The sequence below is a fragment of the Kribbella speibonae genome, from assembly GCF_004331375.1.
Taxonomy (GTDB): domain Bacteria; phylum Actinomycetota; class Actinomycetes; order Propionibacteriales; family Kribbellaceae; genus Kribbella; species Kribbella sindirgiensis.
In genome coordinates this window covers 305002-318063 of sequence record NZ_SJKC01000006.1, presented here as the reverse complement: position 1 = coordinate 318063, position 13062 = coordinate 305002, and the positions used below count along the sequence as shown (strand labels likewise).

General features: G+C 68.0%; 14 protein-coding genes and 1 riboswitch. Of the genes, 7 read left to right on the top strand and 7 right to left on the bottom strand.

What is annotated here, in order from left to right; all coding sequences use genetic code 11:
* The first annotated feature begins 62 nt into the window (after nucleotides 1-62).
* Nucleotides 63-1193: a helix-turn-helix domain-containing protein gene (locus tag E0H92_RS35870; protein WP_165550173.1), complete on the top strand. Its 1131-nt coding sequence runs from the start codon at nucleotides 63-65 to the stop codon at nucleotides 1191-1193.
* Nucleotides 1190-2386, top strand: a complete 1197-nt coding sequence (locus tag E0H92_RS35865; RefSeq protein ID WP_131466521.1) for a hypothetical protein — start codon at nucleotides 1190-1192, stop codon at nucleotides 2384-2386. Before E0H92_RS35870 ends, E0H92_RS35865 begins: the two co-directional genes overlap by 4 nt.
* On the opposite strand, the gene E0H92_RS35860 is transcribed toward E0H92_RS35865, so the two are convergent.
* The 4 genes from E0H92_RS35860 to E0H92_RS35845 all read right to left on the bottom strand — a co-directional run bounded on the left by E0H92_RS35860 (nucleotide 2336) and on the right by E0H92_RS35845 (nucleotide 6122).
* Entirely contained in the window at nucleotides 2336-2809 is a 474-nt protein-coding gene (locus E0H92_RS35860) for a GNAT family N-acetyltransferase (RefSeq protein WP_165550172.1), read from the bottom strand. The genes E0H92_RS35865 and E0H92_RS35860 overlap by 51 nt on opposite strands.
* A 107-nt stretch (nucleotides 2810-2916) precedes the next feature.
* Complete coding sequence (locus E0H92_RS35855) at nucleotides 2917-3966, bottom strand: serine hydrolase domain-containing protein (protein ID WP_131466525.1); 1050 nt, start codon at nucleotides 3964-3966, stop codon at nucleotides 2917-2919.
* Between the two features lie 79 nt (nucleotides 3967-4045).
* On the bottom strand, nucleotides 4046-4657 hold the full coding sequence (locus E0H92_RS35850; RefSeq protein ID WP_238173744.1) for a tyrosine-protein phosphatase: 612 nt from the start codon (nucleotides 4655-4657) through the stop codon (nucleotides 4046-4048).
* A gap of 40 nt (nucleotides 4658-4697) precedes the next feature.
* Entirely contained in the window at nucleotides 4698-6122 is a 1425-nt protein-coding gene (locus E0H92_RS35845) for an MFS transporter (RefSeq protein ID WP_131499353.1), read from the bottom strand.
* A gap of 94 nt (nucleotides 6123-6216) precedes the next feature.
* On the opposite strand from E0H92_RS35845, the gene E0H92_RS35840 reads away from it, so the two are divergent.
* Nucleotides 6217-6882 carry a TetR/AcrR family transcriptional regulator gene (locus tag E0H92_RS35840; RefSeq protein WP_131293128.1) on the top strand — a complete coding sequence of 222 codons (666 nt, stop codon included), beginning with the start codon at nucleotides 6217-6219 and terminating at the stop codon, nucleotides 6880-6882.
* An 80-nt stretch (nucleotides 6883-6962) separates the two neighbouring features.
* Nucleotides 6963-7148: a YegP family protein gene (locus E0H92_RS35835; RefSeq protein WP_131466535.1), complete on the top strand. Its 186-nt coding sequence runs from the start codon at nucleotides 6963-6965 to the stop codon at nucleotides 7146-7148.
* Between the two features lie 101 nt (nucleotides 7149-7249).
* Here the strand turns inward: E0H92_RS35835 and E0H92_RS35830 are convergent, their stop codons facing one another.
* Nucleotides 7250-7612, bottom strand: a complete 363-nt coding sequence (locus E0H92_RS35830) for a YciI family protein (protein WP_131466537.1) — start codon at nucleotides 7610-7612, stop codon at nucleotides 7250-7252.
* Nucleotides 7613-7713: 101 nt separating this feature from the next.
* Here E0H92_RS35830 and E0H92_RS35825 point away from each other — a divergent pair, with 101 nt between their 5' ends.
* Together E0H92_RS35825 and E0H92_RS35820 are read left to right on the top strand one after the other, a co-directional pair.
* Nucleotides 7714-8670, top strand: coding sequence for a pyridoxal-phosphate dependent enzyme (locus E0H92_RS35825; protein WP_131466539.1), 957 nt, complete (start codon nucleotides 7714-7716; stop codon nucleotides 8668-8670).
* A 295-nt stretch (nucleotides 8671-8965) separates the two neighbouring features.
* A riboswitch (cyclic di-AMP (ydaO/yuaA leader) is annotated at nucleotides 8966-9133 on the top strand.
* Nucleotides 9133-9993, top strand: a complete 861-nt coding sequence (locus E0H92_RS35820) for a C40 family peptidase (protein WP_131466541.1) — start codon at nucleotides 9133-9135, stop codon at nucleotides 9991-9993. It overlaps the preceding riboswitch by 1 nt.
* A gap of 144 nt (nucleotides 9994-10137) precedes the next feature.
* Here E0H92_RS35820 and E0H92_RS35815 read toward each other — a convergent pair whose 3' ends face one another.
* The gene (locus tag E0H92_RS35815) at nucleotides 10138-10794 is read right to left on the bottom strand and encodes a response regulator (protein WP_131293124.1); all 657 of its coding nucleotides are present in this window, start codon (nucleotides 10792-10794) and stop codon (nucleotides 10138-10140) included.
* Complete coding sequence (locus E0H92_RS35810) at nucleotides 10791-12008, bottom strand: sensor histidine kinase (RefSeq protein ID WP_131466543.1); 1218 nt, start codon at nucleotides 12006-12008, stop codon at nucleotides 10791-10793. Before E0H92_RS35810 ends, E0H92_RS35815 begins: the two co-directional genes overlap by 4 nt.
* A 142-nt stretch (nucleotides 12009-12150) precedes the next feature.
* Here E0H92_RS35810 and E0H92_RS35805 point away from each other — a divergent pair, with 142 nt between their 5' ends.
* Complete coding sequence (locus E0H92_RS35805; RefSeq protein WP_131499352.1) at nucleotides 12151-13035, top strand: ABC transporter ATP-binding protein; 885 nt, start codon at nucleotides 12151-12153, stop codon at nucleotides 13033-13035.
* Nucleotides 13036-13062: the final 27 nt, after the last annotated feature.

Sequence of the window (13062 nt, the reverse complement as noted above, 5' to 3'; positions counted from 1 at the left end):
GGGGTGTAGGATCAGCCGATCCGCCGCACCCGCAAGTTGGTCGACCATTTACGGGAGTGAGAGTGGCCCCTTCTCCAGAGGCCGTACGACTCGCCAGGCGACTCCGGGATCTTCGTGAGACCGAGCGACTGACCCAGAAGGACCTGTCGCGTGCCCTGAGCACCGGCGACGCCCGCGTCGCGGTAGCGACCATCAGCTCATGGGAATCGCAGACCAACCCCAAACTCCCGCCCGAAGAGCGCCTGCGCTCCTACGCACTGCTCTTCGCAATGTCCGAGGTCCCCGAGCGGCAACCGCGCGAGGGAGATCTGAGCGCAGCCGAGCGCGAGCGCTTCGACGCCCTGCACCGTGAGCTGGTCAGGCTGCGAGACGACATCCGCCAGCAGCAAACAGGCTCGCCGACGTCCAGCAGCTCGTACACCTTCGACTTCGAATCCGGGCGCATCACTCTGATCTGCCCGGAAGTCCCGGAACTGGGGCGTTCTCCGCTCGCGGACGAGAAGAACCCGAACCACACCAAGCTCTACAAGTACGCCGATCTCGACGCGCTGATCGAGATGTGGGGTCACGTCCGCGCTTCCAACCCGGAGCTTCGTGTGCGGCACCGCCTGCCGACGGAGGTGAGCGCGGACCACCTGTCCGGCCATCTGATCCTGATCGGCGGTATCGCCTGGAACCGGGTCACCAGCCGGCTGTTGCGGGTTCTCGACAACTTGCCGATCCGGCAGATGTCGGTCCCGGATCTGGCCGACGGCGAGATCTTCCGCTCCCGTGACGGTCAGGAGTACCGGCCGATCTGGGAGGAGAGCAAGGAACCCGTCCCCGAGGACGAGGCGCCGTCGCAGGAAGAGCTCGAGCTGGTCCAGGCGCAGGACGCCTGGCGAGACGAAACGCCCCAGGAACTCGTCGAGGACGTCGCGCTGTTCGCGCGACTGCCCAATCCCTTCAACCACAGCCGCACCATCACGATCTGCAACGGTGTCTACAGCCGGGGCGTGCTCGGCGCTGTTCGAATGCTGACCGACGACGCCGTCCGCGAGCGCAACGAGGCCTACCTGGCCAACAGGTTCCCAGGTGGCGTCTTCGGCTTGCTGATGCGAGTTCCGGTGATCAACGGCGAAGCCGTCACGCCGGATCTCGAAATCTCGGAGAACCGTCTCTTCGAATGGTCTCCCGAGGAGGATGGCGAATGAGCCGTCAGATCAGGCACGGTCAGTCGCACGCGGGACTGCTCCGTGACGGCTCCGCTCCGGTAGCAGCCTCTGCGAACACCCGGCTGGACGCGATCGTGGTCCCGGCCGCGCGCCCGGCCTTCGCCTTGCAAGAGGTCATCAGCCTGTCCGCTGCGTTGTCCGTGCCGCTCGTCATTCTGTGCAGCCGGCAGGCGCAGGTCGAGCAGGTCGCGCGCCGCGTGGAGAAGACCTTGGGCGCACAGGCCCTCGTCGTCGAGGTGCCCCAGAACTACCGGCCGCCCTGCGACGCGCCGCTGACGTCGAGCGCGGACTTCCAGGCGGCTTCGGCCAATCGATCCAGTGATCTCAGCGCGAAGCGCAACATCGGGCTGCTCCTCGGCCGGATGTGTGGATGGAACAAGCTCCTGTTCGTCGACGACGACATCAGGGGGTTCAGCCCACGCGACGTTCGGCGCCTCGCCGGCTATCTCGACCGGCACCCGGTGGCATCGATGGTCAGCCGATACTTCCCCGACAACTCGGTGGTATGCCACGCGCGGCGGCTCGCAGGCTTCCGGCAGGACGTGTTCGTCAGCGGCGCAACTCTCGGGGTGAACCTGCAGCACCCGGATCTGTCGTTCTTCGCTGACATCTACAACGAGGACTGGTTCTTCTTCGCCCGGCACGCCGCGGAGCGGTCGTTGATGAAGATCGGCGAGGTCAGCCAACTGGAGTACCGGCCGTTCGCGGACCCGCAACGCGCGGCCCGGGAAGAGTTCGGCGACCTCCTCGCCGAGGGGCTGTACGCGGCCTTCGACCGCCGCTCAGGACTGTGCTTCGAGGAGCAACTGGCCATCGCGACTCGGGCGAGCTACTGGCAGCACTTCAAGAGCGTCCGGCTCAAGACGATCGCCGAAACGATCGAAGCCCTTCCGCGCGCCCAGCTCAGCGAGGCGGACTACAGCGATGCGAACAAGTCGCTGAAGATCGCACAGGATCGGGCCGACAGCATTTCGCCGGATCTGTGTGCGGACTTCATCGTGAACTGGCAGGAGGACGAGCGTCGGTGGCAGAAGATGCTCGGCCATTTCCCGCAGGTCCGGAGGGAACGGGACGCGCTGGCCGAGCTCCAGCTGCCCAGATGGATCTCCTGTGGCTACGGTCTACCCACCGAATCGGAGACGAATTTCGCGGCGGCCGGAGCCGTCGGGTAGGGGTTGGCATTCTCCGGTGGCGTAGAAGCCCAGTCGCTCGTAGACCTGGCGGGCGATCGTGTTGGTGTCCAGAACCCAGACGCGCCACTCGGTGACGTCGGGTTCGACCGTTGCCAGGTGGCCGAAGACCGCTCGGAGTACGCCGTTGCGGCGGTATCTCGGGTCTACCCAGACGGACTCGATATGACGCTCGTACGGCGGGCGAGCGGCGACGCGGACCGAGCTTGCCAGGCCGATGATCCGGGTGGCGTCCCGGGCCACGGCCCACTGCATGCGGGTGAAACGTTCGCGCCAGCCGGCTTCGCCTACGGTTACCTCGTCCTCGTAGTCGGCGATGTACGCCGTCGGCGAGTCCTTCAGGGCCCGGAGACGGACGTCCCGGGCGATCGGCCAGTCGTCGGCACCGAGCATGGCGAGTTCCAAGGTCCCGGACCCCTTCGGGAGATGGCAACAAGGCATCCATACCAGTGTCGCCGTTTCCCTCGATCACCAAACCGCCGAGCGGACAATGTCACATCCGGTGACCGGTTTCAGCGACAGATTGCCTGGTCCACGAAGGCGTCGACCGACTTGTCCGGGTTGTCCGGGAGGTGCGGGGTTACGGCGACGGTGACCTGTCGCCGGGCGTCCTCCGTCGAGAACGAGTAGGCCTGGTACGCGAGCGCGTCGCCGTCGTTGCCGTACACCCGGATCTTGCACACGGTGTCGTGCCACGACAGCCCGAGGCCGTACGCCTTGTCCGCCGTACCCGGCGTCTTCATCGCGTCGAGCAGCCGGGCCGGGAGCAGGTGCCCGCCGAGCAGGGCGGCGAAGAAGCGGTTCAGGTCGCGGGTCGTGGAGATCATGTCGCCGGCCGCGCCGAACAGCGTCGGGTTCATCTCGGTGTAGTCGAGTTGGGCGCCGTCCTTCGGGATGTACCCGTGCGCGTGCGGTCCCTTGATGTACGGCGACGTACCGGGAAGCGTCGTACCGTGCAGCTTGAGCGGGCGGATCAGGCGGCGTTCGATCTGCTCGGCGTACGTCCGGCCGGTCGCCTTCTCGATGATCTCGCCGAGGAGCAGGTAATTGGTGTTCGAGTAGTCGTAGCGCGAGCCCGGCGTGTCGAACACCGGCGGATTCGCGAGGGCGCGCTCGATCTGCTCCGCGGCGGTCCAGGTGCGATAGCGCAGCGCGTAGAACTCCGGGCTCGGCGGCATCGGCAACGTCTTCTTGAAGTCGTACAAACCGCTGGTGTGGTTGAGCAATTGGCGCACGGTGATGTTCGCGCCGTTCGGCACGACGCCCGGCAACCAGTGTTCTACCGAGTCCTCGAGACGTATCCGCTTTTCGGCGACGAGTTGCAGTACGACGGTGGCGACAAACGTCTTGGTGATACTGCCGATCCGGAACCGCCCCGCCACCGGAACCTTCCGCGAACTGCCGAGTTCCGCAACACCGCTGCTGCCCCGCCACACCGCCCGCCCGTCCCGTACCTCGGCAACGGCCCCGATCCCCACCACGTCATCGAGCTTCGCCTGCAACGGCGAAGCCACCCCCGGCGTCAACCCAACAACCGCCGCCGTCACCAATGCCACCAGCATCCCGATCTCCTCTTGTCTGTTCCGTTGCCTCAACCCTTCCGGCAGCGGACAGCACAGGCATCGGGGATCGCCCTGGGTTTCACCCCGTCAGACGACTGGTCAGCGCATTCACTTGTTCAGTGGTCACCCCTGAATTCAACAGATACCGCCGCGTCCCGCCGTACCGCTTCTGCACGTGGGCAAGCAGACGCAGCATCGTGGCTGCGTCGACGTCGGAGTAGTCGGTGGCGATCAGGTTCTGGGGTACGCCGGACAGGTCCAGGGTCAAGGCGATGACGACGCCTGTTCGGTCCTTGCCTGCGTGGCAGTTCACGACCACGGCACCGGGCGGTGCATCGGCGATTGCGGTCACGGCGGACGCGACGCGAGTGTTGTAGTCGTCGATCAGGATTCGGTACATCTCGAACAGGTCCAGGTCCGACACGTCCGGGTCGCCCGGATCCCAGAGCGGAACGTTCCGCCACCGGGCGTCGTCGGCGTACGGCGACGGCCACGTCTCGCATTCCCAGGCGCTGCGCAGGTCCACGAATCTGCTGATGTCGAGGGCTTCGACAGCGGCGCGGCCGGTGGGGGTGAGTTGGTCGAGGTTGTCGCTGCGGATCAGGCGGCCCGGCTGGAGTTCGCCGGTTGTGGTCGGGAGGCCGGCCAGGTCGCGGACGTTGCGGCAGTCCGGCCAGATCAGGGGGTGCACGGCAATCACCCTAGATCGGCCGGACATTGCCTCGGGCAACTTATGCGGCGGCGGTGGCTTCGGTGAGTTGTTCCGTTGTGGGCTGGAGTTGTGGGGTGGCGAAGGTTAGTAGGACGTTGGCTACGGCGAAGGCGGCTGCTGCGAGTAGGCCGCGTTCGTAGCCGGACTGGAGCGCCTGGAGTTGGGTCGCGCCGTGGGTGAGTTCGTTGGTGGTGTGGGTGATGGAGAGCGTCGTGACGATCGCCAGACCCAGCGCGCCGCCGACCTGGTACATCGCGTTGACGACACCCGACGCCGCACCGGCCTCGGCGGGACGGACCTCGGAGACCGCGTTGATCTGGCCGGGTACGCCGACGCCGATGATGCCGAATCCGAAGACGATCAGACCGGGAAGCAACTGCGAACTGTAGCTACCGGCGGCGTCCGCCTGCGACAGCAACAGCAGCCCGACCACACTGAGAACCGCACCGGCGAGCTGAACCGTCCGCGTCCCGAACCGCTGCACCAGTTGCGATGCGAGGACCGCCCCGACGATCGCCGCGCCCCCCATCGGCAGGAAGTGGATGCCGGCATCGAGCGCGCTGTCGCCGCGAACCTGCTGCAGGTAGATCGCCGTCAGGAAGAACATCGACAGGAACCCGGCACCGTTCAGCGCGAGCGATGCACCGGACACGCTCAACGCCCGGGACCGGAACAACCGCAACGGGACGAGCGGGGCCGCCGACCGGGTCTCGACCAGGACGAACGCCGCCAGGAGGACAACCCCCGCGGCCAGTACACCGACGACCTCGAACGATCCCCATCCGGACGGCTCCGACCGCACGACGCCGTACACGACGGCCATCAAGCCCGTCGTACCGAGCACCGCCCCGAGCGTGTCGAAGGTACGGCGACCCGTCGCGTGCCGTACGTCGGGCACGAACACCGGGATGAGCGCGACGAGTGCGAGCACGATCGGCACGTTGACGAAGAACACCCACTGCCAACTCAGCGAGTCGACAAGTACGCCGCCCGCGACGACACCGAGCGTGCCGCCGAGGCCGGCCAGACCGCCCCAGACGCCCATCGCGATGTTGCGTTCGCGTCCGTGCGCGAAGGTCATGGTCAGGATCGCCAGCGCGGCCGGTGACAGCAGCGCGCCGCCGAGGCCCTGGACGGCCCGGGCGCCGATCAGGAACTCGGGCGAGTTCGACAGCCCCGCGACCAGCGAGGTGAGACCGAACAGCAGCAGGCCCGCGGTGAACACCCGGCGCGGCCCGAGCAGGTCGGCCATTCGCCCGCCGAGCAGCAGGAAGCCGCCGAAGAGCAGCGTGTACGCGTTGATCACCCATTGCAGGGAGTCGGCGGAGAAGTTCAGGTCCGCCTGGATGTGGGGCAGCGCGACGTTCACGATCGTCACGTCCAGCACCACGATGAACTGCGCGAGAGCCAGCACCGCCAGGGTGGCCCAGGGACTGCGTCGCATCGCCGTACCTCATTCGAAGTCTTAGGTCTACACCGTATGTATACGGCGTAAGCTTACGGAGTAGACAGTAGGTGTACGGTGTAGACTTGTCAACGTGATCACCAAAGAGACCTCGCGCCGCCTCGACCCGGAGAAGGTCGTCGACACCGCGCTGACGATCGCCGACGACGAGGGACCGGCCGCGGTCTCGTTCCGGAAGCTGGCCGCGCAGCACGACGTCACGCCGATGGCGCTGTACCGGCACTTCAAGGACAAGGACGATCTGCTGGCGGCGCTGGGCGACCGCCTGCTCGCGAACGTCGTACTCCCGGAGCCGACCGACGAGCCGTGGGACGTGCAGCTGCAGGCGCTGCTGGGCGCGTTCCTCAGCGCATTGCGCGCGCACCCGCGGCTGGCGGACCTGACGCTGTCCCGGATCCTGGTCACCGAGTCCGGACTCGCGCTGTCCGAGCGGGCGCTGGGACTGCTGATCGAGGGCGGGTTCTCCGCCGACGACGCAGCCGAGGTCGGCCGGCAGTCGATCTGCTCGCTGATCGCGCTGGTCACCACCGACCCGATCGTCCGCGAGGTGAGCGACCCGGAGGCCCGCGAGGCGTCGCTGCGGCGCAAGCGCGCCTCACTCGGCGCCCTCTCCCCCGAGCGCTACCCGCTGATCACGTCCGCGGCGAGCGCGCTGATCTGCCCGTCGTCCCGCGACCGGTACTACGACCTCGGCCTCGAACTCGTCGTCGCCGGCATCCGCGGCGTCGCCAAGTCGTAGGGCGTGTGCGGGCGGCGGAGGCGGCCGGAGAGGGCTACGCTCCGAAGCGGAGCGATACCACTCTCTATGGAGGTACACCGATGGCGGGGAAGTTCGAGCTGTACAAGGACAAGTCCGGCGAGTTCCGGTTTCGTCTGAAGGCCGGCAACGGCGAGGTGATCGCGACCAGCAGCGAGAGCTACAAGACCAAGGCCGCGGCCGAGAACGGCATCGAGTCGATCAAGAAGAACGCGGCCGACGCGAAGGTCGACGACCAGACCGACTGAAACCCCCTGCGATCCCCTGTAGAACCTGCAGAACCTCGTAAAACCTCGTAAAACAAGGAGGGTTTCTCCACGAGTCCGTGGGGAAACCCTCCTTCGTCGTCTCAGAGACCGTCCGCGAACTCGACCCCGCGGACCTCGACACCGAGCCCTTCGATCCCGGCGTCCGGAATCATCGCGGCCAGCTCGCAGGCGCGCTCCCGGGAGGCCACGTCGACCAGGTAGTAGCCGCCGAGGAACTCCTTCGACTCCACGAACGGCCCGTCGGTGACGGCCGGGAGCCCGTTGCGGACCCTGACCACCGCGGACTCGGCCGGCTGCTGCAGCGCGACCGTGCTGTGGAACTCGCCCGACGCCTTGATCGTGTCCATGAACTTCTGATGTCCACTGCCGATCGCCTGCTGCTCCGCCTCGGGCAGCGCGGCGATCACGTCGGGGTTGACGTTCAGGACCAGTAGGTACTTCACGATGACTCCTTCTCGTACGGTGCCCGGTGGTGGGCGCCTCTCATCCATCAGTACGGAGCGGCCCCACGCACTTTGACATCGCCCACGGATAACGTCGGATCGTGCTGAGTCTCACAGATGTCCAGGCCGCCGCGGAGCGCCTGAAGGGTGTCGCGCACCGTACGCCGGTCCTCACCTCGCGGACGCTCGACGAGCGCGTCGGGGCGCAGGTGTTCCTCAAGGCGGAGAACTTCCAGCGGATCGGCGCATTCAAGTTCCGCGGGGCGTACAACGCGATCAGCCGCCTCAGCCCGGAGCAGCTCGCCGCGGGCGTGGCGGCGTACTCGTCGGGGAATCACGCGCAGGCCGTCGCGCTGGCGGCACGCCTCGCCGGGACCTCGGTGGTGAACCTGATGCCGGAGGACTCCCCGCCGACGAAGCTGGCCGCGACCCGTGGGTACGGCGCTGAGGTGGTGACGTACGACCGGTACACGCAGGACCGGACCGCGCTGGCCCAGGAGCTGGCCACGGAGCGCGGGCGGACGCTGATTCCGCCGTACGACCACGAGGACGTCATGGCCGGGCAGGGGACGGTGGCGCTCGAGCTGATCGAGGAGGTCGGGCACCTGGGGGCGCTGATCGTCCCGGTCGGCGGAGGCGGGCTGATGGCCGGCTGTGCGACCGCGGCGACCATGCTGTCGCCCGGGATCCGGATGATCGGCGTCGAGCCGGCCGCGGGTGACGACCACGCTCGGTCGCTGGCGGCTGGTGAGCGGGTGGAGATCGCCATACCGCGGACGATCGCGGACGGGCAGGCGATCTCGACGCCGGGCGAGCTGACGTTCGCGGTCAACCAGCGGCTGGTGGAGTCGTTCGAGCTGGTCAGCGACGCCGAGATCCTGGAGGCGATGGTGTTCGCGTTCGAGCGGCTGAAGATCGTGCTGGAGCCGAGCGGGGCGAGTGCGCTGGCCGCACTGCTGGCCGGGCGGATCCACGGGATGCCGGAGCGCGTCGGAGTGGTGCTGTCAGGCGGGAACGTGGGGCTGGAGCGCTTCCAGGAGCTGCTCGGAACTAGCTGAAGACGCAAGGACTTTAGGGTGCCCTGACCACCCTCTGTGCCCGTTGTCACAGAAAGCCACCATCGAATGTGACCGGGGTCACGCGGAAGCCCGCATTTGCCGCCTCAGCCCCGCTCAGACGCGCTCAGGACACCTGGTGTTCACCACGGCTTGCTGACCCGTCAGCGGCCCCCTCAGGGCCATTTAGGAGCGACTTTGTCGATCTGAGGGTTTGCGTCGTGATCGTTCTGTTATACAGTCGTCGGCGGTTCGGTAAACAACACGAACTGCACACGGGTCAACGCCGAGCCCTGCCAGGGCCCATGTGCTCCCCTCGAAAACCATGGCAGGGGTGGGGGACCCAGGAAGTTGGGTCTCGACCGTGAGTGGCCGAGACCCTGGGGTGAAGTCCGCGGGAGCGGACCGGGCTATGAATCCCAGCCCGAACCCGACAGCTAACTTCACAGGCGTCGGGAGACAACCATGCCCGTCACTGCCCGACGGACGTCGCTTCTGCGCGCCGTCAGCCAGACCGCTGAGTCCAGTACGAACCGGCCTACCGGCCGGACTCTGGCGAAGCACCGTAGGACCACCACCCGTCCGGGGACTCCCCGGGCCGCAGCCGCCGTTCTGACGGTCGGCCTCGCGGTGGGCGGTGGAGCTGCTCTCACCGTCACCACCACCCCTGCTGCCAACGCGGCGACCACCTCCACCACCGCGACAGCGACGCCGCGTGGGTACTGGAGCGTCGCCAGCAAGCCGCTGCTCCGGTTCCGCGACCGCGGCCCGACCGTGAAGTACGTCCAGAAGGCCCTGCACCTGGGTCCGGACGGCTACTTCGGCACCAGCACCGTCCGGGTCCTGAAGAAGTTCCAGACGTCGTGGGGCCTGAAGGCCACCGGCTACATGGACAAGAAGACCTGGGGCCGGCTGACCTGGGCCGCCAAGCACAAGGTGCTCTACGGCAAGTACGGCGCCAGCAGCGGCACGACCACGTTCCGCGCCAAGGTGCTCCGCGAGGCGGCCAAGCTCAAGGGCACCCCGTACCGCTACGGCGGCACGACGACCCGCGGCTTCGACTGCTCCGGCTACACCGGCTTCGTGTACAAGAAGGCCGGCAAGAAGCTGCCGCGCACGTCGCGCCAGCAGTACAGCGCGACCAAGCACATCAGCCGCAAGGCCGCCAAGCCGGGTGACCTCGTGTTCTTCCGCAACGGTGGCGGCGGCGTGTACCACGTCGGCATCTACGCCGGCGGAAACATGCTGTGGCACGCCTCGAAGCCGGGTAAGCCGGTCGCGAAGGCGAAGATCTGGACCAGCAGCGTGGCCTTCGGCCGCGTCTGAGTCCTGACCGGCGGCGCCCTTCCCCCCATTGGGCGTCGCCGGTCGTCAGCGTCCTATCCCCCCAGGAACGCTGACTTCCGGAACCGGCCCGAACCGTCGCCCCCACCCCTCCGACGGATCGGGCCGGTTTCCTTTGCCTTTGGCTCAGTCGTCGAGCAGACCGGCTTCGTAGGCCAGGATCGCGACCTGGACGCGATTTGTCGCGTCGAGCTTCACCAGGGCGCGGGAGACGTGGGCCTTCACGGTGGCCTCGCTCATGAAGAGCTTTCGGCCGATGTCGGCGTTCTGCAGGCCGCGGCCGACCGCGACCAGCACCTCGCGCTCGCGGTCGGTGAGCTTGTTGATCCGCTCCTGCGCGGACCGTTTCCGGTCGGCGCGCGGATCGCCGGCGAAGTGCCCGATCAGCCGGCGCGTCACCGCCGGCGACAGCATCGCATCCCCGGCCGCGACCACCTTGATCGCCTGCACCAACTCGCGCGGCGGCGTGTCCTTGAGCAGGAACCCGCTGGCCCCGGCCTGCAACGCCCGGAACACGTAGTCGTCCAGGTCGAACGTCGTGAGGACGACGATCTTCGGCGGATCCGGCAGCGCCTGCACCTCCCGAGTGGCGGCCAGCCCGTCCAGCCGCGGCATCCGGATGTCCATCAGCACGACATCCGGCCGATGCTCCTTCACCATCCGCGCCGCGTCCGCGCCGTCCTCGGCCTCGGCGACGACCTCGAGCTCGTCGTCGGACTCGAGGATCATCTTCAGCCCGGCCCGCACCAACGCCTCGTCGTCCACGATCAGCAGCCGAGTCATCGCTCTCCTTCGTCTCCGTGCAACACCGCGTCACCGCGCAACGCCTCAACCTGGTCCGCGACCTGCTCACGGCCGTCAGCCCAGGGCAGCCAGGCTTCCACCCGCCAGCCGCCTTCCGTCGTCGGTCCGGTCCAGAGCCTGCCGCCGACCAGCTGCACCCGCTCCCGCAGACCGACCAGCCCGGCACCGGCACCAGGCAGCAGTGAACCAGCAGCCACCGGACGGACGTTCGTCACCCTGACCGTCACCCCTTCACCCCGGGCACCATGGACCTGTACGTCGGTCGCGGCGCCGCGCGCGTGTTTGTGCACATTGGTCAGCGACTCCTGCACCAGGCGATAGACGGTCCGCCCGACCGACACCGGTACGTCGTCGGGCAGCGAGACGTCGTACCCCACGGCCACTCCCGCGTCTCGGGAGGCCATGATGAGCCGCTCGAGATCCGAGGCCTTCGGGACAGGTGTCAGGTCCGTCCCGTCGACGCTGACGTCCGACCGCAGTACGCCGAGGACTTCCCGGAGGTCCTCCATCGCCTGCCGTGCGGTCTCGCGGATCAGCCGGGCCGAGCCCTCGACCTTGTCGGGGCCGACGGACGGATTCACCTCCAGACCGCCCGCGTGCAGCGCGATCAGCGAGACCTTGTGGGCGAGGACGTCGTGCATCTCCTGCGCGATCCGGGCGCGCTCGCCCAGCCGGGCCTGCTCGCTGCGCAGTTCGCGTTCGGCCTCGGCACGCTCGGCACGATCGCGCAGCGACGCCATCAGGTCGCGGCGCGCTCCGACATAGGCGCCGATGGCCACCCAGGTCCCGACCAGGAAGGGTGCGGTGAACACCGACACCCAGAACTGGTCTCCAGTCGCCGCGGTGTTCACGACGTAGGCGGCGTACGCGGCAAGACCCAGGACCGCGAGCACAAGATCGCGGCGGCGGATCGCCAGCGTCAGCAACGCGAGGCCCATCGGAACGAAGACCGAAGTCGTCAGCATCGCCAGGATCGTGATCGCGGTGACGGTCGCCGGAAAGCGCCGGCGCCAGAGCAGCACCACCGACGCCACCGCGCCGACTCCGAGAGTCCACCAGTCCTTGACCCCCCAGCCGCTGCCGGACGCGGCCTGCGCGACGATCGTCAGCAGGCTGAAGCCGACGTACAGGATGTCGCGCAGCCGCGGGGCATGCCTGACCCACCAGGCGTACCACCGGCGCAACCGTCGCATTCCGTCACTGTAGTTCGACGGTCGACGCGATCACGTCCCCCTTCCGGGTGGGTTCCGGAGCCGATCTCACGACTTTCGTAGGGGGTGGCGGCAGCCGCTCGTCCGATGTGCGACGGGGGTCGCTGACGGTTGACTCGATGTCATGATCACCGTCGAGAACCTGACCAAGCGGTACGGCAGCACCACGGCTGTCCAGGACGTGTCGTTCACCGTGCAGCCCGGCAGCATCACCGGCTTCCTCGGCCCGAACGGCGCCGGCAAGTCCACCACGCTGCGGATGCTCACCGGGCTGACGCCGCCGACCTCCGGCACCGCCACCATCACCGGCAAGCGGTACGCCGACCTGCCGAACCCGGGCCGCGTCGTCGGGGTCATGCTGGACGCCGCCGCGCAGCACCCGGGCCGCACCGGCCGCGAGACGCTGCTGCTGAACGCGAGCCTGCTCGGCGTACCGAAGACACGCGCCGACGAGATGCTCGAGGCAGTCGGACTCGCTCACGCCGCCAAGCGCCGTGTCGGTCAGTATTCGCTCGGTATGCGGCAGCGGCTCGGTATCGCCAGTGCCCTGCTCGGCGATCCCGCCGTACTGATCCTCGACGAGCCCGCCAACGGGATGGACCCGGAAGGCATCCGGTGGATGCGCGGGCTGCTGCAGGACTTCGCCTCCCGCGGCGGCACGGTGATCCTGTCCAGCCACCTGCTGGGCGAGGTCCAGGCGACCGTCGACCGGCTGGTCGTCATCGGCGGCGGCCGGATCGTCGCCAACGGCTCGCTGGAGGAGCTGCTCGCCGGCTCCGGCACGCTCGTCCGCGGTCTCGACCCGATCGGCCTGAACCAGGCCCTGACCGCCGCCGGCCTGAACCTCGAGCCGCTGCACGACGGCGCGCTGCGCGTCGACGCCACCGCCGAGCAGGTCGGGCGGGCCGCCGCCGGGGCCGGTCAGATCCTTCTCGAACTCCGCCAGAGCGACGGCGCCGGCCTGGAGGACCTGTTCTTCCAGCTGACCGCCACGCCAGCCGCCGCCTGACCTACTTCTTCCTTCCTGGAGACTTTC